This window comes from Haladaptatus rarus (genome assembly GCF_054177585.1).
Genome location: NZ_JBPEHG010000002.1, coordinates 419,262 through 436,067, shown reverse-complemented (window position 1 = coordinate 436,067; position 16,806 = coordinate 419,262). Strand labels below are relative to the sequence as shown.

The 16,806-nt window shown below is 61.6% G+C and carries 19 protein-coding genes and 1 pseudogene; 7 read left to right on the top strand and 13 right to left on the bottom strand.

Translation table 11 applies throughout. From position 1 onward, the window contains the following. The first annotated feature begins 22 nt into the window (after positions 1-22). Positions 23-739 carry a 7-cyano-7-deazaguanine synthase QueC gene (queC, locus tag ACR3FE_RS07500; RefSeq protein ID WP_458206733.1) on the top strand — a complete coding sequence of 239 codons (717 nt, stop codon included), beginning with the start codon at positions 23-25 and terminating at the stop codon, positions 737-739. Positions 740-742: 3 nt separating this feature from the next. Here the strand turns inward: queC and ACR3FE_RS07495 are convergent, their stop codons facing one another. The 3 genes from ACR3FE_RS07495 to ACR3FE_RS07485 all read right to left on the bottom strand — a co-directional run bounded on the left by ACR3FE_RS07495 (position 743) and on the right by ACR3FE_RS07485 (position 2,715). Next, positions 743-1,648: a DMT family transporter gene (locus ACR3FE_RS07495; protein ID WP_458206453.1), complete on the bottom strand. Its 906-nt coding sequence runs from the start codon at positions 1,646-1,648 to the stop codon at positions 743-745. 93 nt (positions 1,649-1,741) lie between these two features. Next, positions 1,742-2,335, bottom strand: coding sequence for a CPBP family intramembrane glutamic endopeptidase (locus tag ACR3FE_RS07490; RefSeq protein WP_458206732.1), 594 nt, complete (start codon positions 2,333-2,335; stop codon positions 1,742-1,744). An 89-nt stretch (positions 2,336-2,424) separates the two neighbouring features. Beyond that, the gene (locus tag ACR3FE_RS07485; RefSeq protein ID WP_458206452.1) at positions 2,425-2,715 is read right to left on the bottom strand and encodes a DUF5789 family protein; all 291 of its coding nucleotides are present in this window, start codon (positions 2,713-2,715) and stop codon (positions 2,425-2,427) included. Between the two features lie 477 nt (positions 2,716-3,192). Here ACR3FE_RS07485 and ACR3FE_RS07480 point away from each other — a divergent pair. After that, a pseudogene (locus ACR3FE_RS07480) lies at positions 3,193-4,008 on the top strand (cell division protein CdpA domain-containing protein). Between the two features lie 4 nt (positions 4,009-4,012). Here the strand turns inward: ACR3FE_RS07480 and ACR3FE_RS07475 are convergent. Genes ACR3FE_RS07475 through ACR3FE_RS07465 form a run of 3 tightly spaced genes read right to left on the bottom strand, consistent with a single transcriptional unit; the run spans position 4,013 to position 6,626 of the window. Next, a complete protein-coding gene (locus ACR3FE_RS07475) occupies positions 4,013-4,453 on the bottom strand; it encodes a DUF5615 family PIN-like protein (RefSeq protein ID WP_458206451.1) in 441 nt (146 codons plus the stop codon). Continuing rightward, positions 4,453-6,192, bottom strand: coding sequence for a helix-hairpin-helix domain-containing protein (locus ACR3FE_RS07470; RefSeq protein WP_458206450.1), 1,740 nt, complete (start codon positions 6,190-6,192; stop codon positions 4,453-4,455). Before ACR3FE_RS07470 ends, ACR3FE_RS07475 begins: the two co-directional genes overlap by 1 nt. Next, a complete protein-coding gene (locus ACR3FE_RS07465; protein ID WP_458206449.1) occupies positions 6,189-6,626 on the bottom strand; it encodes a DUF5788 family protein in 438 nt (145 codons plus the stop codon). Before ACR3FE_RS07465 ends, ACR3FE_RS07470 begins: the two co-directional genes overlap by 4 nt. A 118-nt stretch (positions 6,627-6,744) precedes the next feature. On the opposite strand from ACR3FE_RS07465, the gene ACR3FE_RS07460 reads away from it, so the two are divergent. The 5 genes from ACR3FE_RS07460 (at position 6,745) to ACR3FE_RS07440 (ending at position 11,432) form a co-directional block, all read left to right on the top strand. Further along, the gene (locus ACR3FE_RS07460) at positions 6,745-7,434 is read left to right on the top strand and encodes a class I SAM-dependent methyltransferase (protein ID WP_458206448.1); all 690 of its coding nucleotides are present in this window, start codon (positions 6,745-6,747) and stop codon (positions 7,432-7,434) included. A gap of 64 nt (positions 7,435-7,498) precedes the next feature. Then, positions 7,499-8,404: a rhomboid family intramembrane serine protease gene (locus ACR3FE_RS07455; RefSeq protein ID WP_458206447.1), complete on the top strand. Its 906-nt coding sequence runs from the start codon at positions 7,499-7,501 to the stop codon at positions 8,402-8,404. After that, positions 8,404-9,219, top strand: a complete 816-nt coding sequence (locus ACR3FE_RS07450; RefSeq protein ID WP_458206446.1) for an endonuclease V — start codon at positions 8,404-8,406, stop codon at positions 9,217-9,219. Before ACR3FE_RS07455 ends, ACR3FE_RS07450 begins: the two co-directional genes overlap by 1 nt. 24 nt (positions 9,220-9,243) lie before the next feature. Further along, entirely contained in the window at positions 9,244-10,095 is an 852-nt protein-coding gene (locus ACR3FE_RS07445; RefSeq protein WP_458206445.1) for an SDR family oxidoreductase, read from the top strand. Continuing rightward, positions 10,092-11,432 carry a glycerate kinase type-2 family protein gene (locus ACR3FE_RS07440; protein WP_458206444.1) on the top strand — a complete coding sequence of 447 codons (1,341 nt, stop codon included), beginning with the start codon at positions 10,092-10,094 and terminating at the stop codon, positions 11,430-11,432. The genes ACR3FE_RS07445 and ACR3FE_RS07440 overlap by 4 nt, the downstream gene beginning before the upstream one ends. 32 nt (positions 11,433-11,464) lie before the next feature. Here ACR3FE_RS07440 and ACR3FE_RS07435 read toward each other — a convergent pair whose 3' ends face one another. The 7 genes from ACR3FE_RS07435 to ACR3FE_RS07405 all read right to left on the bottom strand — a co-directional run bounded on the left by ACR3FE_RS07435 (position 11,465) and on the right by ACR3FE_RS07405 (position 16,748). Continuing rightward, the gene (locus ACR3FE_RS07435) at positions 11,465-12,520 is read right to left on the bottom strand and encodes an ArsA family ATPase (protein WP_458206443.1); all 1,056 of its coding nucleotides are present in this window, start codon (positions 12,518-12,520) and stop codon (positions 11,465-11,467) included. A gap of 253 nt (positions 12,521-12,773) precedes the next feature. Continuing rightward, positions 12,774-12,956 carry a hypothetical protein gene (locus tag ACR3FE_RS07430; protein ID WP_458206442.1) on the bottom strand — a complete coding sequence of 61 codons (183 nt, stop codon included), beginning with the start codon at positions 12,954-12,956 and terminating at the stop codon, positions 12,774-12,776. A gap of 334 nt (positions 12,957-13,290) precedes the next feature. Next, positions 13,291-14,526 (bottom strand): RNA-guided endonuclease TnpB family protein, encoded by a 1,236-nt coding sequence (locus tag ACR3FE_RS07425; protein ID WP_458206441.1) that lies wholly within the window; start codon positions 14,524-14,526, stop codon positions 13,291-13,293. Beyond that, positions 14,523-14,912, bottom strand: coding sequence for an IS200/IS605 family transposase (tnpA, locus tag ACR3FE_RS07420; RefSeq protein WP_458206440.1), 390 nt, complete (start codon positions 14,910-14,912; stop codon positions 14,523-14,525). Before tnpA ends, ACR3FE_RS07425 begins: the two co-directional genes overlap by 4 nt. A 156-nt stretch (positions 14,913-15,068) precedes the next feature. Further along, on the bottom strand, positions 15,069-15,296 hold the full coding sequence (locus ACR3FE_RS07415; RefSeq protein WP_458206731.1) for an H/ACA ribonucleoprotein complex subunit GAR1: 228 nt from the start codon (positions 15,294-15,296) through the stop codon (positions 15,069-15,071). After that, positions 15,296-15,577 (bottom strand): signal recognition particle subunit SRP19, encoded by a 282-nt coding sequence (srp19, locus tag ACR3FE_RS07410; protein WP_458206439.1) that lies wholly within the window; start codon positions 15,575-15,577, stop codon positions 15,296-15,298. Before srp19 ends, ACR3FE_RS07415 begins: the two co-directional genes overlap by 1 nt. A 58-nt stretch (positions 15,578-15,635) precedes the next feature. Further along, positions 15,636-16,748, bottom strand: coding sequence for a PGF-CTERM-anchored ABC transporter substrate-binding protein (locus ACR3FE_RS07405; RefSeq protein ID WP_458206438.1), 1,113 nt, complete (start codon positions 16,746-16,748; stop codon positions 15,636-15,638). Positions 16,749-16,806 lie beyond the last annotated feature (58 nt).

Here is a 16,806-nt window from a genome sequence, read left to right as displayed (position 1 = left end):
AGAACCGGCCGACGAATACGAAATGACCGACAAGAGCGAAACGACCGAAGACGTACCGACACCGAATCGAGCGGTAATCCTCGCCTCCGGCGGGATGGACAGCGCGACCGCGGCCTACGAAGCCCGCAAACAGGGGTACGAACCGTTCTTCCTGCACACCTCCTACGGCCAGCGAACCGAGGGCAAGGAGTTCGAGTGCGCGAAACGGCAGGCCGACGAACTCGATGCCGAGTTCCTCCGCGTCGAAACGAGCCATCTCGCCACCATCGGCGGGTCGAGTCTCACCGACGACGAGATGGCGGTCGAAGACGCCGATTTAGAGAGTGAAGAAATTCCAGACACCTACGTTCCCTTCCGTAACGCGAACCTCCTCTCGATGGCCGTCTCGTGTGCGGAAGCGAACGACTGTGACGCCGTGTTCATCGGTGCGCATAGCGAGGATTTCTCGGGATATCCAGACTGCCGACCCGCGTTCTTCGAGGCGTTCCAGCAGGTCGTAGACGTCGGAACGAAACCCGACACGACCATCGAACTCGTCGCACCGTTCGTCGAATGGAGTAAGACCGACATCGCCCGACAAGGGGTCGAACTCGGCGTACCGTACGAACACACCTGGAGTTGCTACCGTGCGGAGGAACCCGCGTGTGGAACGTGCGATGCGTGCGCCTATCGATTGCAGGCATTCCAGAACGTCGGGGTACGCGACCCCATCGAGTACGAAGAACGCCCCGATTACTGAGCCTCAGCGTGCGGTCGAAGTGACGTAGATCCCTCCGAGGACAACGATACCCCCGACGACGGTGGCGATTCCCGGCACTTCACCGAGGATCGCAAGCGCGAGCAAGGTGCTTCCGACGGGTTCGCCGAGGAGCGAGACGCTGACGACGCTCGATTCGACGTACTTCAGTGCCCAGTTGATGACCGTATGACCGAAGATACCCGGCCCGATAGCCATAGCGAGAAACAGGAGCCACTCGATAGGTGGGTAGGCAGTAAGCGCAACGGTCGCATCACTGAACAGCGCCGCGCCGAGCAGAACGACGGTACAGACGCCGTAGACGACGGTCACGTAGGGGATGAGCGAGACGCGCTGGCGGAGTGACCGACCGGCGAGGACGTATCCTGCTGCCGCGATCGCTCCAGCGACCGCGAGTGCGTTGCCGTAGAGCGGATTCTCACCGGCCACGACCGCACCCGAGATGAGGCCGCCGAACGACATCGCCATCATGCCCACGAGTGCGACGAAGATCCCGACCACGGTTCGCTGGGTTACCCGCTCGTCGAGCAGTGCCCACGCCCCGAACGCGACGAACAGGGGTTGTGACTGGACGAGCGTCACGGAGGCGGCGACCGTCGTCCACTCCAGACTCTCGAACCAGGTGACGAAGTGGATGGCAAGTGCACCACCAGTGACGATCGCGATGAGAAAGTCCCGGCGTGAGAAGGTTCGAAGGTCGTCCCGGTAGCGGGTTACGGCGAGTGGAGCGAGCAGCAGCGTCGTAAAGAGCACTCGATAGAACGCTTTGATGATACTCGGGGCACTGCTCAACTCGATGAGTATCGCACTCGTACTGACGGCGACGATGGCGACTGCAAGCGCGACCATCGGTGGAACTTCGTCTTCGACCCGCTCGACCACGTGAAACATCACTCGTCGGTGGATGGTTCCGGCATCTGATTTAAACTTCCGGGTGATGGTTCGGAGCGGTCGTCTTCATTTACTCTCTTTTTCCACCAGTCGTCACAACGGGATTCGAAGCCACGAGAGCCACTCGACGACCGTCTCCGGGGGAATCAGTGGGTCGTGAAGCACCAGCCAATCGAGGAGGAAGAGACCACAGCCGTGCGCGACGACGGAAGGAAGCAGCGAATCGCTTTTGTAATCCACCGCGCCGAAGAGAACGTCGGTCGGTCCCGAGAGGAGGAGTTCGATAGGTGGTTTGCCGAGATGGTGAAAGGCGTACACGACCGGGCTGATGAACACGCTCTTGAACCCGATCTTGCGCACGCCGACACAGAGCAAGCCACGGTAGTACGTCTCCGCGGCGATCACGACGATGAACTGCTTGATCGTGTGGGGAACGAAACTGCCGAACTCGATCGTCGCACCCCACATCGGGTAGTACGCTCGAATCGATGGAAGTGACGACCCGACGATGTAGAACGGAAGGACGAACGCCGCGAGAAATATCGTGTTACGAATCGCCTTCCGGTCGATACGATAGCCGAGGTGTCGTCCGTGGGTCACCGCCAGTATGCCGGGGATCACCATGTATAGCGTCACGTCACGGACGAGTCGTGCGTTCAGGTCGTCACCGGGAACGTCCCACCACATCCACGCGACTGTCAGCACAGCCCCGACGAGAAGCGATAGCTGTACCCACGTCAGGCCAAACGTCCGCCCTTCGGTCGACCGGACGACGCTCACGAATCGTCTGCGGTCGGAACCGGGCCGGTGCCGATGGCGTCCCGGATGTTCTGCGTGAATTCGTGTTCGCTCTGGAAGTACGTCTCGTCGACACTCTCCAACACATCTGCGAGTTTCTGTGGTCCGTCAGGGGTTCGAATCGTCTCGTCACCCGCTTTTCGGGCGAGTTCGCTCTTCTGGATCGGCCAGTGAATCCGAGAGGAGAATCGTGCGACCGGCGCGCCTTCGACGGGGTCTCGCTCGCCGAGTTCGACGGCAGGCCCCTCGTCTTCGTTGTCGTCAGCCATACTCGCCCGTTTGACACCCCACGGATTAGGCTTTTCGACACGACCTTTTGCTGCGGTCGGCGAAGGCGCACGCACGCCGGGGAGGGATGGGGACGCCGAGGACGGGTGGCCCCGGCGATTTGGGCCACCCGTCCGCACTGCCGATGCGGTATGTTGCCCTGGCGACTCCTGCCGTGCAGTGCTGCCTCTAGCAGCTCCTGCGGTTGCGGCAGTTTGCTGCGGTGATTTCTGTTGTGACAAACGTATCAGGATACCAGTTACCTCGTGACTTCCAGTCGTCAGTTCGATTCCGAGTCGCTGTCCAGAGACAGTGAATCGAACGACCACCCAGCGAGAATCGAGCTAACGAGTAACGAAGTTGAATGGTCGAAGATACCGCCATTGCAGGCCTTTTCGTGCCGAACTCGCGCTTTAATATCTTATTTGTGATAATTTTCTGATGCAGTAGTTTAGTAGGTGGCCTTCAATGACGGACACATGACAAGCCTCGGGGAAACGTACGAAGGGCGCGACGGGGTCAAAAAGCGTCCAAAACGCCTCTAGATCGGCGTTGGACTGTTTCTCGCTGGGTCTTTGCTCGTCGTCGTCGCCATTCTCGCAGCGACCACGAGCCTCTTCGCGGCGATCGGCCTGGACATCTACGGCTCCCGAAAGCTCGCGGGCATCACCGCAGGTTTGGGCGTCCCAGCGGTGTTCGTCGGCATCTTCGCCGTGCTCCCAGCGACGAGTGATCGCGTCCGCGCGGCGGCGGCCATCGGGTCGAGTATCTCCATCCTCGGCGTCGGGATGTTCTGGTACGCCTACCCACTCCACTGGGCGGGGTACAATCGTGATCTCACCCTTCCGGTCGTCGCGGTCTACTTCGTCGGTCTCGTCGTCACGTTCTGGTGTCAGTTCACCGCCGTCGTGAACTTCAAGACGCGCAACGACCCCGGTGGAACCGTCACGATGGAGGTCACGCGCAAGGGTGAGACGAAGATCGTGGAGGTCGAACGCTCCCGCGGATTCGGAAGCGTCGGCGTCTTCGGCGACCAACCAAACGGCGATATCGGTGTTACGACCGATACAGTAAGCGACGGCGGCGCGACGAGTGACGATATCTCCTCCCCCATCCAGCAAGGAAACGACCGACGACCCACAACCCCCGAATCGGCCGCGACCGACACCTATTGTGGCAACTGCACCCACTTCGATTACGTCCGCACTGACAACGGAATGACTCCCTACTGCGGGCTCTACGATCAGCGAATGAACGATATGGATGCCTGCGACCAGTGGACGCCGAACCGCTGAACCCCTACAGATTTCGAAGCGTTCGTTCGATCGAATCCCAGTGACTTCCTTTCCAGAACCGCTTCCCGCAGTCTCGACACCGCCAGACAGCCTGTTCGTCGGGAACGTGGTCTGGGAAGCTGTCGGTACGATTGCTATCGTCGCGCATCAGCACCCCGTTACACGCTGAACACCGCGCAGGCTCGGAGAGCGAGAGGTCGAAGCCCAGAGCCGAGAGTTCGCGCAGTTGGTCGGTTACGTCGAGCGATTCGATGAGGATAGAATCCTCCATCTGCGCTGACAGGGCTTCGTCCCGCGTCACGAGCGTTCGGCCCTCCTCTCGCGCGAGTTCGAGGATCAGGTCGTCGTCTTCGATACCTCTATCGAGGGCGTAGGCCGCGTCGTGCCCGCACATCCGGAGGTACGTCGTGAGCTTGCCGAGCATCACGTCGAGTAGGAGCCCCATCAGTGACAGAAATCGCGGACGCCCTCGGCATCACGGGTGTTGAGCACGTCGTCGGCTTTGGCCCATCCACGCCGGGCGGTGTGAACGCCGTACCGGACGTTTCGATACTCGCCGGGGCTGTGGGCGTCGGTGTCGATGGCGATGGTCGCACCCTCTTCGACGGCGACCTGTACCGCCGCTCCCCAGAGATCGAGCCGGTGTGTGTTGCTGTTGATTTCGAGTGCGACTTCGTGTTCGACGGCAGCCTTCGCCACCTCGCGCACGTCGAAATCGACGCCGGGGCGCTGGTTGATGAGACGGCCACTCGGATGCCCCAGGATGTCGACGCTCGGGTGTTCGATGGCTCGAATCAGTCGGTCCGTGGCGTCGCCGTTGAGTCCGCTGTGCGGCGATGCGACCACGATATCCAACTCGGCAAGCACATCGTCGGCGACGCTGATTCCACCCCCCGCGTCGATGTTCGCTTCGACGCCGGTGAACACGTCTATCGGGGCATCTTCGGCGACTGTACGAACGTCATCGATCTGCTCGCGGAGTTCGTCGTCGTCCAGACCGACGCCGCCGACCATTCCCGGCCCGGTCGCGTGGTCGGAGATAGCGATGTAGTCGTGGCCGAACTCGGCGGCTCCCTCGACCATCTCCCTGATGGTGTTGTTTCCGTCCGACCACTGTGTGTGCAGGTGGAGGTCGCCGCGAACGTCACCTTCTTCGAGGAGGGTGGGGAGTTCTCCGGCGAGAGCCGCGTCGATCTCACCCCTGTCTTCGCGCATCTCCGGGGGAATCCACGGTAGGTCGAGCGCGTCGTACATACTCTCTTCAGTTTCGCCAGCGATTCGCTCTCCGACTCGCTGGCCCGCGTCGGGGTCGTCGACGTCGCTTACGTCGAACACACCGTACTCGTTCACCTTCAGGCCGCGTTCGATGGCGTAATTCCGCAGGGTGATGTTGTGGTTCTTGCTCCCCGTGAAGTACTGGAGCGCACTACCGAACTCGTCTGGCACCACGACTCGGAGGTCGACGCGCATGTCGGAGACGCGGATTGCGGCCTTGTCGGTGCCTGCTTCGATCACCTCCGTCGCACGTTCCCAGTCGGTGAAGGCGTCTATGACTGCCTGCTTGTCTTCGCTCTCCGCCAGCACGTCCACGTCGCCGATCGTCTCGCGCCAACGGCGCAGGGAACCCGCGAGTTCACAGCGCCCGACACTCGGCCCGTCGGCGAAGTACGCGAGCACCTGTTCGCCCACCGGACGGGCGTTTCCGAGCAGTTCTCGTCCACGGACAGTGCGGGCGAACTCGATGCCGTCGAGGATGTTCTGTTCGGACTTCTGTCCGTACCCTTTGAGTTCCTGGATCTTCCCCGCTCGGGCCGCGTTTTCGAGGTCGTCAAGCGTTTCGACGCCGAGTTCGTGATAGAGGTCGCCGACCGTCTTCGGGCCGACGCCTTCGACACGAGTCAATTCCTCCATCTGGACGGGTAACGTCTCGCGTTCTTCTTCGAGCGCCTCGATCTTCCCCGTCTCGAAGTATTCGACTACCTTTCCGGCGATGGAGTCGCCGACCTGTGGAATCGCTTGCACCGCGTCAGATCCCTTCGCCGCCATCTCCTCGATATCCTCGGGATAGTCCCGAATGTTGTCCGCAGCGCGGCGGTACGATTGGGGTTTGTACCCCACGTTCTGTGCCTCCAGAAGGTCTGCGTACTCTTCGAACAGGTCCGCGATCTCGGCGTTTCGGCTCATGGTCGTGTTCTATTGCTGGCGTCGTTTCGACCCAGTGCTTTCTTCAAGAACGTCATCCAGCGTTTCTTGTCGGCGGTGTCTTTCGCTCGTTCCTCCGCTTCGAGGTCGGTCGGGCCGAGACTCTCCAGCGCGTTCAGCGCCCGATCGATACCGATGATACTCTCGACCAGTCGCTCTCCCTCTTCGCGACTGATGTCACCGTCTTCGAGTCGCTGTTTCCGCTGGAGGCGCTCCCGGCGCAGGTTCGACTTCGCCTGGTCGACTCGGTCGCGTTCACCGGCCGGAATCGTCTCCCGGCGTTTGATCTCGAAGACGAACTCTCGGAGGTTCAACTCCTCGCCTTGCACCGTTATCGACTCCGGGATGGACGCGCCAACGGTGGCCCCCTCGCGTCCGACGCGCTCCAGTAGCCCTTTTCGCTCGTACTCTTTCACACGTCTTACTCGTCGGCGTGGAAGCAAAAAGTTCCTGCTGCTATGCATCCAGCGAATAAATTTTCCACTCCAGATATGGGCATAAAAAGCATTTCTTCCTCGGGATGTAACCTGTGGCATGAAAAAGCCCGGCGAAGTGTTCGAAGACGCTCGCGTCTACGACCCCGGCATCGAGGCCATCGTCCCGCGATACGACGAACTGCACGATGCCATCCTGAATGCACCACCACAGGAACGCACCGACGAGATTCGCGTCTTGGAACTGGGGGCGGGGACGGGAGAACTGACCGCGAAGCTGCTCACGCGCTTCCCCGAGAGCACCGTACTCGTCGTCGACCACAGTGAGACGATGCTCACCGAAGCCGAGCGCAAACTGGAGACGTTCGGCGACCGCGTCGTGATCGAACAGGGTGCGTTCCCGGACGATCACCCGGACGAGAGCGAGGCGTTCGACCTCGTCATCTCGTCGCTCGCCATCCATCACCTCTCGTCTGCTGAAAAGCGGACGCTCTTCGACCAGCTTCTCGATTCGCTCGTTCCCGGCGGCTGGTTCGTCAACGGCGACGTCATCCACTTCGACGCATCGCACCTCGAGACCCTCTCGGACGAGATGATCAAAAACTGGGTTCGCACCAAGGGGTGGGAAGAAGAAGAGTTCATGAACCGTTGGCAGGCCAGTGACGACCACGACGACCCCGACGTGCTCACCGACCAACTGGTGTGGCTCCGCGAATCCGGGTTCGAGTCGGTCACGTCGCTCTGGCAGTACTACAACTTCGTCGTCTATGGCGCGGCAAGACCCGAGTGATCGATTGCGGCAGGGCAGCGACCCACCCAAACCCATTTGACGTGTCGGTTCAAAAGTCGGAACAATGGCGAAATGCGACGCGTGTGGTCAAAACGAGAATATGCCGTACAAATGCCGGATGTGCGGCGGGACGTTCTGTAGCGAACATCGTCTTCCGGAAAACCACTCCTGTCCGGGGCTGAACGAGTGGGATGATCCGAAAGGGGTCTTCGATAGCGGGTTCGACGATAGCGTGAACCAGCAGGGCCGAACCAGGACGTTCGGTGTGAACACCGGCACTGGCGGCCCACTCGCCTACTTCCGGGGGAACATGACGTACGTCTTCCTCGGGCTGATGTGGCTGACGTTCCTCGTCCAGTACGGTATCGCACCGTTGGTGTTGGGCATCCCACAGGGGTCGCCCGAATGGTTCAACATCTTCACGCTGAACACCGCCCACCCAGAGTACGTCTGGACCTGGTTCACCTCTATCTTCGCCCACGGAGGCTTCGGTCACATCGCGATCAACAGCATCGTGCTGTACTTCTTCGGCCCGGTCGTCGAACAGCGCATCGGGAGCAAGAAGTTCACCGCGCTGTTTCTGGTGACGGGCGCGCTCGCGGGACTCGCACAGGTCGGTGCGACCATCATCACCAACCCGAATGCGTTCGTCCCCGTTCTCGGAGCCAGCGGTGCAATCGCGGCCATCATGGGCGTACTGACGGTGCTGAACCCCAACCTGCGCATCTACCTCTACTTCATCATCCCGATGCCGCTCTGGCTGGCGACGCTCGCGTTCGCCATCTACTCGGCGTTCGTCAGCGTTTCGGGCGGGATCGGTGCAGGTGGGGTGGCCCAGCTGGCTCACCTCACGGGACTCGGTCTCGGGCTGCTCTACGGTGCGAAGCTCAAGAAGGAAGGCCAGCGCGCACCCCAACAGCTCGAATTCGGGGGCGGCGGCGGTGGCATGGGCGGTCGTAGACGATACTGATGAACGTCGTCCACCCCGAATTCGCACCGGACGCCTCGCTCTCGCGCGAGGAGATGGAGTCGCTCCAGCACGAAGTGGCCGACACCGCGGTTTTCGAGGACGAACTGCATTTCGATCCGGCCAGTGTTCGTGCCGGAACTGGTGACGACGCACAGACGCAACTGCCGACCGGGAGTGATGGCCAGCCTACTGACGCAGACACCCCGATCGTCGTCGGAGTAGACCAGGCCTTCGTCGGCGAGAAGGCGGTGAGCGCCATCGTCGCGCTCCGTGACGGCGAGGTCGTAGAGCGCACCCACGCCGTGGTCGAGACAGAGATTCCGTACATCCCCGGCCTGCTGTCGTTCCGCGAAGGAACTGTGATCTTGCGTGCGTTCGAGCAACTGTCGGTCGATCCGGACCTCGCGATCGTCGACGGGAGCGGGCGGATCCACTTCCGGGAGGCGGGTATCGCCACGCACATCGGCGTCATGCTCGATCTGCCCGCTGTCGGCGTCGCCAAGAGCCTGCTCTGTGGAACCGTGCGCGATTCGCCGGAGGGCCACATGCGCGAAGGCGAGCGCGTTCCCGTGCTCTCGAACGCGCGCGTCAGCGCGCCCGACGGAACCGTCATCGGCTACGCCCTTCAGTCGCGTCAGTACGATAACCCCGAGAAGCGCCACGTCAACCCGCTGTACGTCAGTCCCGGCCATCGCGTGAGTGCCCAGACGGGGGCGGATCTCGTCTGGCAGCTCTGTGCTGGCTACAAGCTCCCGGAACCAACGCGGCGTGCGGACGCCTACGCAGACGAGGTGAAGGAAACCGTTGGTACTTAGCCACCCCCCTCCGAAGGAAACCCCATGGCCGAGACTGTGTTGATAACGGGCAGTTCGTCGGGTATCGGCAGGGAAACCGCACTCTCGTTCCTCGCAGACGGATGGGAAGTGTACGCGACCGCCAGGAACCCCGCCGACATCGAAACGCTCGGCGACAAGGGCTGTCATATCGCCAAACTCGACGTGACCGAGGACGACGACGTCGAGCGCGTCGTCTCGCGTATCGTTGACGAACACGGACACATCGATTGTCTCGTCAACAACGCGGGCTACGGGCAACCAGGCCCCATCGAGGACGTACCGATCGAACAGGTACACGCCCAGTTCGACGTGAACGTCTACGGGCCACTTCGACTCACGCGAGCCGTCCTCCCACATATGCGCGAGCGAGGGAAAGGAACCATCGTCAACGTCTCCAGTGCGGTAGGGCGGGTCGCCGTCCCCGGCATGGGGATATACTGCGGGTCGAAGTTCGCCCTGGAAGGCATCTCGGACTCGCTTCGCCCGGAGGTCGAAGCGTACGACGTGGATGTCGTCGTGGTCGAACCGGGCCCGGTGGACACCGAGTTCTACGAACGATCGAACGGTGAAATCGAGGGTGTCGAACGCTCGGGTGCCTACGAACGGTTCTACGAGATGTACGACGACCGGCAAGCCATCGACGGCGGGATGCCAGGCGCAGTCCATCCGAAAGAGGTCGCCGACACCATCCTCGATGCAGCGAACGTCCAGCACCCCGACGCCCGATATCCGGTCGGCACCGTCGCGGAACTGGCAGGTTACGCTCGAATCCTCCCTGCGGCGTGGCTGGACAAACTCTACGGAACGATCTCGGGCCTCTCGACCAGCGACTGGGCAAAGAAGTTTCTGGGATGATATCGAATCGGGCGGCACTCGCCACGACGCCCACCCGCGAGACGGCACTGGCGTGTATCGAGACCGGCATCGAGGCGGCCCACCCGCGAACCGTCGTCCGTGAGCAGGTGAGCCTCGACGGCAACACCCTTCGAATCGGGGATACGGAGTACGACTGTTCGGAGTACGACGAGATGGTCGTCGTCGGTGGCGGCAAAGCCGCCGCACAGGTCGCCGTCGCCTTCGAATCCATCGTCGGCGACCGAATCTCTCGTGGTGCAGTCGTGACCAACGACCCCGAGGAGACGGCGACTATCGACGTGCTTCCAGGTGACCACCCGGTGCCGAGCGAGGCGGGCGTCGAGAGTACGCGACAGGTACGACAGCTCGCCGAATCCGCCGACGAGAACACGCTCGTATTCGCGGTCGTCACCGGCGGTGCGAGTGCCCTCCTGCCAGCACCTGCGGACGGAATCGCGCTGACCGATCTGAAGGACGTGACCCGCGACCTGCTCGATTCGGGGGCGGACATCGACGAGATCAACGCCGTCCGCAAGCACTGTTCGGCGCTGAAAGGCGGGCAACTCGCCCGCACTGCCGCACCCGCGACCGTCGTCGGGTTGCTGTTCAGCGACGTCGTCGGTGACGACCCCGGCGTCATCGGCAGCGGGCCGACCGCACCGGACGAGACGACCTTCGAAGACGCACTGGGAGTTCTGGAACGGTACGGAGTCGAATCACCGGTTCGACATCGATTGGAACGCGGTGCTGACGGTGAACTGCCTGAGACGCCGGATTCGGACGATTCGCTGTTCGACCGCGTCACGAACCACGTCCTCGCAAACGGGTTCACCGCACTCGACGCTGCCCGCGAAATCGCCGAGGAGCGGGGGTACGAGACGATGATACTCTCCTCGCGCGTTCGCGGGGAGGCGCGCGAGTCCGCGACCACGCACGTCGCCATCGCAGAAGAGGTGCAAGCATCCGGCAATCCACTGGCTCCGCCCGCCGTCCTCCTTTCCGGTGGCGAGACGACCGTCACGGTTCGAGGGTCGGGTGAAGGCGGCCCGAATCTGGAGTTCGTCCTCGGTGCGCTCCTCGAACTCGACACGGGCATCGTGGTCGCAAGTGTCGATACCGACGGACGCGACGGAAGCACCGACGCGGCAGGTGCGCTCGTAGACGGGGAGACATCGAAAGAGAGCGGAGTGGAGAATGAGGAGGGTGGAGCGGAGAGTGCAGCGGATGCACTCCGGGAGAACGATTCGTACCCGTTTCTCGATTCGGTGGGGGAACTCGTGGAAACCGGCCCGACGGGGACGAACGTGAACGATCTGCGAGTTCTGGTCGTCGAGTAACGAGATCGGTTGGGTAATCGGTACTGGCCGAGTCAGTCCAGACACGCCGCGACGACCTGCAACATCTCCTCGCCCCGCACTTCGTCGGCGAACAGCGGGACGCGCTTGATGTCGTGGCCGCGGAACACGTCCTGGGCCTCTTGCAAGGCACCCTGTTGAACCTCCCATCGCTGCTGGCAGAACTCACACGTTTCTAAGTTCGGCGTGACGAACTGGCTCGAATCGACCGCCCCCGTCACGTCGGCGAGGTTCTCCATCACGCGGTTGACCACGACCGTTCCCACCGGGATTTCGAACTCTTCGAGTTGCGAGAGCAATCGCTTCGACTCGAAGACGCTCATCTCCTCGGGAACCATGACGACGCGAAAGTCGGTCTTCGAGGGGTCGCGCAGCGTCGTCCGCAGGCGCTCGATCTGCGCTTTCAGGGCTTCGAGGTCGTCGATGCCCTCCTCCGGTTCGGCCTCGCCGCCGAACATGCCTTTCACGCCGTCCATCATCCCCTGCAATCGCTGGCGGAGCGACACCATGCGCCCGACCATCGTGTCCATGACCTCGGGGAGTTCGAGCAGGCGAAGGGTGTGACCCGTCGGCGCGGTGTCCACGATCACGCGGTCGAACCGGTCGTCGTCCAGGAATTCGATGAGTTTCTGCATCGCGGCGGCCTCGTCGGCTCCCGGCATCGCCCCGCCGAGCAGTGAGGACATCGGCCCGTCACCGTCTTCGCCGAGAAGCCCGCCGAGTGGGCTCTCGCCACCGAGTGGGCCTTCGTCGCCGAACATCCCAGCCTGTTCTTCCAGCGCGGCGTCGGGGTCGATCTCCGCCGCGAAGAGCGGGATCTCGTCTCGAATCCGCGTCGCTTCCGGTGGAATATCGACCTCGAAGGTGTCCGAGAGCGAGTGTGCCGGGTCGGTCGAGACGACCAGCGTTCGCGTCCCGTCCCGCGCGCTCGCCAACCCCGTCGCGGCGGCCATCGTCGTCTTCCCGACGCCACCCTTGCCACCGTACAGGACGTACTCCGGCGCTTCGACACCCGCAGGTACGTCCCCCTCGTTGATTCGCTCGACGGCCTCCACGTCGATTTCGCTCATGACATGGGGTTTCCGGCGTGGACTTGTGTACCCGTCGGTATCGACGTGGACGGTGGTGGTGGAGAGGAGGTTCGATACTCGATCGTTCGGTAGTACATTTCAGTACAAAGCAGTACATTATCACCGTCGTGGGATTTTCTCTTTTGATCTGGTTCTTCGAGACGAACGAGTTACCGCAGTTGCGTTGTCCCAGAAAGCCCTCAGCCGCTACGCTTGCGCGACACGTGAGAGCTTCGCTCTCGCTGCCCTCCGCTCACGTTCGTGGAGGCCTCGCTGCGCTCCTCACCTCGTTTCCTTCGGTCGCTCGGTCTGCGGTGCTTCCTTCGTCGAGCTTCGCGTAGCGACTTCGCCCTTTCAGTCCACCAGGGGATTGTACGGACGGGCCGGGATGCTCTCGTGACTGGCTGGTGTGGACGCTCGGCGGCTGGTCGGCCATGCGTGCGGTGGCGCGCGACTGACGCACCGCAGGTGCGCCCGCGCGATGGACGAGTGAGCGAAGCGAGCGAGGAGGTTGGGGAGGACGAGGTGCGGTGGCTGTGGGGATGGGACTGAAAGCGGCCGGGGGCTTTCGAGGACACTACCTTTCGAATGGCGAAGTCAAGATATCTGCGTGGCTCTGAAATCGCATTCCAACGAAGCACTACAACAGGTTCAGAGTCAAAATCTGCTTACAGAACACCGACTCCACCAACAAATTGACCTCCTCCCGCGCCTCAAGACGCGGGAATCCCACCATGGGATTTCAGGCCGTCCGAGACGACCCTAAGGTTTCAAGACGCATCCGTTCCAAGCGTCACTTGCTGGGTGTCAGCATCGGCGTGGGTGTCTTGCGGGACGGTCAAACGTCCCCCATCCTCTGCCGAGTCATCGCCATCCGTGTGTTCTCTTGAATGGCTCTCTCCACAGAGGTAGCGGTCTACAATATTGAGCGCGGCGTTGACATCTGCTTGGTACTCCGAAACCCAACACTCCGAGTTGGAACACTTGAACGTCGCTTGATCAGGGCGGTAGCCTCGTTCTCCGCAACAGTGGCACGTCTTCGATGTGTATGCGGGATTCACCGTCTCCACACGAATCCCTTTCTCAGCCGCCTTGTAGCGAATCTGTGCGTGCATCTTTGCGAAGCCCCACCCGTGAAGCCGTCGGTTCATGAACGCGCCGTAGTCCATATACTCACGGATGTGCGTCAAGTCTTCCAGCACTAACACGGGATTCTCGAATTGGTCGGCGTAGGCGACCACTTCCGACGTGACAGTATGGAGGAGATGGTCGATGTGTCTCCACAACTCATCGCCGTAGGACTCTGCGATTCGTTCGCTCCCGCGTTGCTCAAGGCGTCGAGTAGCCGCGAAGTACGTCTCTCGGAGCTGTCGGACTCGTTTGCCTTCATCGTTCCAAAGGTTGGGTGTAGTCGGGGTGCCGCGCTCGTCACGGTGACACACCGTTAACAAAGAAGCCTCCCCGATATCTATCCCGATCGGCGTCTCCGCCGAACTGGTTTCTCGCTCCTCCACGTCTCGCGAGGCGACGATGTGGAAGTACCATTCGCCGTCGCGGTCGAACAGCCGACACTCACCCATTGTCGCGTCTCCTGCGTGCAACGCTTCAAGCCACTCTCGCTGTTCTGGATTCGGATGCGCGGGTAACCAGAGATGGTAGTCGTCGTGGTGAGGGATTTTGACGTACCATTCAATGGCGTTTTGCGGCTTGTGGTCGAGTTCCGGCCCTTCGTTCGTGAACCGAACCGGGTGGTCGTCGTGAAGCTCTTTCGCGTCGTAGCTGCCGCCACAGAGTTGCGGGACGTACTTCTTGAGCGCGTTCTTTGCGTATCCGCTCAAGTTGTAGTTCACGACCACATCGTTGGCCGCCGACTGTGTAGTACAGTTAGCAGTGAATGCGGCTTGGAGTGCCTGTTGGTACGCCTGTTTCGTCTCACACAGCTTGCGATGCTTGTGAGTATTCGGATTCACAAGTTTGAGTTCCAGCGTCTCGGTGAGTTCGGTCACTGCCCGTCCTCCTCGTGACGCTGGATGTAGTTTTGGACAGTTTCACTCGAAACGTGGCCCGCTGTGCCTGCGTAGTACCCACGCGCCCACTTGATTTTCTCGCCGTCGTGGTCGGCAAATCGGTGGTTGTACTTCCGCGAACTGATACCCTTGAACCAGTTTGCGAGCAGCGACGGAGCGTGTTTCGGCGGGCTACTGACGAACAAGTGGATGTGGTCGGGTTGGACTGTGAGGTCGATTATCTCCAACCCTTTCTCGTCAGCTACTTCGTGAAGGATTCGTCGCACACGGTCGGCTGCGTCGTTAACCAGTACCGGGCGTCGGTACTTTGGCAACCACACTATGTGGTAGTTGAGGTTGTAAGTAGCGTGCCGTGTGGTCTTCATCCGTACCACACACTATGGTTGTGTCGAGCCTTAAATCCGCCGAATGGCGTGGGAAATCCAGCCGTTTGTAGCAACGAGGAATGGACGCACTATGCCTACCGCTTGACCCCCGCCTAAAGACGGAAGTATGCGCTATCGGTATGTATCACGTCGCCGTCACCGCGCATAGAGTTTCGACCCGACGAGCGTCGCCAGTCGCGTTCCCTCATCAGGTGAGACGGCGAGGTAGGGCCGCGAAACCGGGCCGAACACGTCGACGACCCTGCCCACGGTCTGCAAACTCTCGTCTACGACCTCGGTACCGAGGTTCGGATACTCCTCGCCCGGCGACTGGACGATGGCGAGTCCCTGTGCCGTCCGAACGACCTGCCCGAGTCGCTGCATCACTCGCGCATGGCCGTGACGTATGCGGCGACGGCCTGGATGAGGTCGTTCTTCGAGGAGTCGTCCGCGTTCTTGACCAGGACGCGGCCTCGTGCTTCCCACCCTTCGCGAGAATAGGCTTTGTCGCGTTCGATGACGGTGTCGTACCCGACCTGCTGGACGGCGCGGGCGATCTCGTCCACCGTCGGCTCCTCGACGGCGGTGTGTTCGGGCACCCGCCGCCCCTCACTCCGAGTCAGCTCCGCGTCGAGATACGCGGGCCAGATGACTAGTTCGACCATATCCACCTCTCCGTAGTCCCGCGTTAAACGCCTTTTCGTGTCGGTCTGGTCGAACGCCTCACTCGCGCCGAGCAAGGAGCGACACCAACACGAGCGCCACGATTGCCGCAGGCGTGCCGAAGCCGGGTTGGCCACCGGAATCGCTCACGGTCGTGGTTTCCGTGGTCGAGGATTCAGCGGTCGTCGTCGCAGTCTCCCCGGTGTTCGTCTGCGTCGTCGCAGTCGCCTCGGTGGTCGTCGACGTCGCGTTCGCCTCGGCGTAGGCGTCCGGATGGAGCGTCTTCGCCAGTTTCGTGATCGAGTAAACGATTCGCGGTGCGGGTTGGCTGATGTAGTTCGGGTTCAGCGTCACGGTCTGGTTTTTCTTCGCAGCAGGCGTGTCGCTGTAGGCGTCCGGAACCTTGGCTCCGGCAGAGAGGATGAGCCACGCCGGTTGCTGCTGGACGACGACCTCGCTGCTGATCTGCTTGTAGCCCTGGATTCCGGCTTCCGCGGCGACGTTCGTCCCGCCAGCCGTCTGGATGATAGTGTTCACGAACGTTCCATTTCCGGCGGTGAAGCCACCGCTCATGGCGTAGAGCACCTTCGGACTGTCTTCGCCCTCGACAGCCTTCTCGACGGTGTTCACGCGGTCTTTCATCCACGAGACGGTCTCCGCCGCGCCCTGGCACTCACCGGTCAACTGGCCGGTCAGCTCCGTCTTGGCGTAGATGTCCTCGATGGATTTCGCTTCGCGGAATTTGTAGACTGTCAGTCCCGCATTCCGGAGTTTCTGGACGGTCTGGTCTGGGATGACGTTCGGCGCGAGCACGAGGTCGGGCTCCTGTGCGACCACCTTCTCTGGGACGACGGCCGTCATCCCGGCTCCCGAGACGTTAGCCTTCGCACCTGCCCCCTCCAGATAGGTCGCGTATTTCGTCACACCGACGACCTTGTCTTTCCCGCCGATCTCCCACATCGTCTGGGCTGCACTCGGCGAGAGCGTGACTATCTTCTGCGGTTCTTTCTCGATCGTAACATCGGTTCCTGTCGCGTCGGTCTTCGTGACCGGGAACGAACAGGTTTCCTGTGTCGCGTCAGCGACGCCGACAGCACTCCCCGTGTCGAGGGCACCGATACCACCGAAAACGCCGGCGATGACGAGCATCGCCGACAGCAGTAGATGTTTCATGACACTCGACACGTCGAGCGTATCCAATAAATATTTACCTAAAGCAACTGGACTTGCA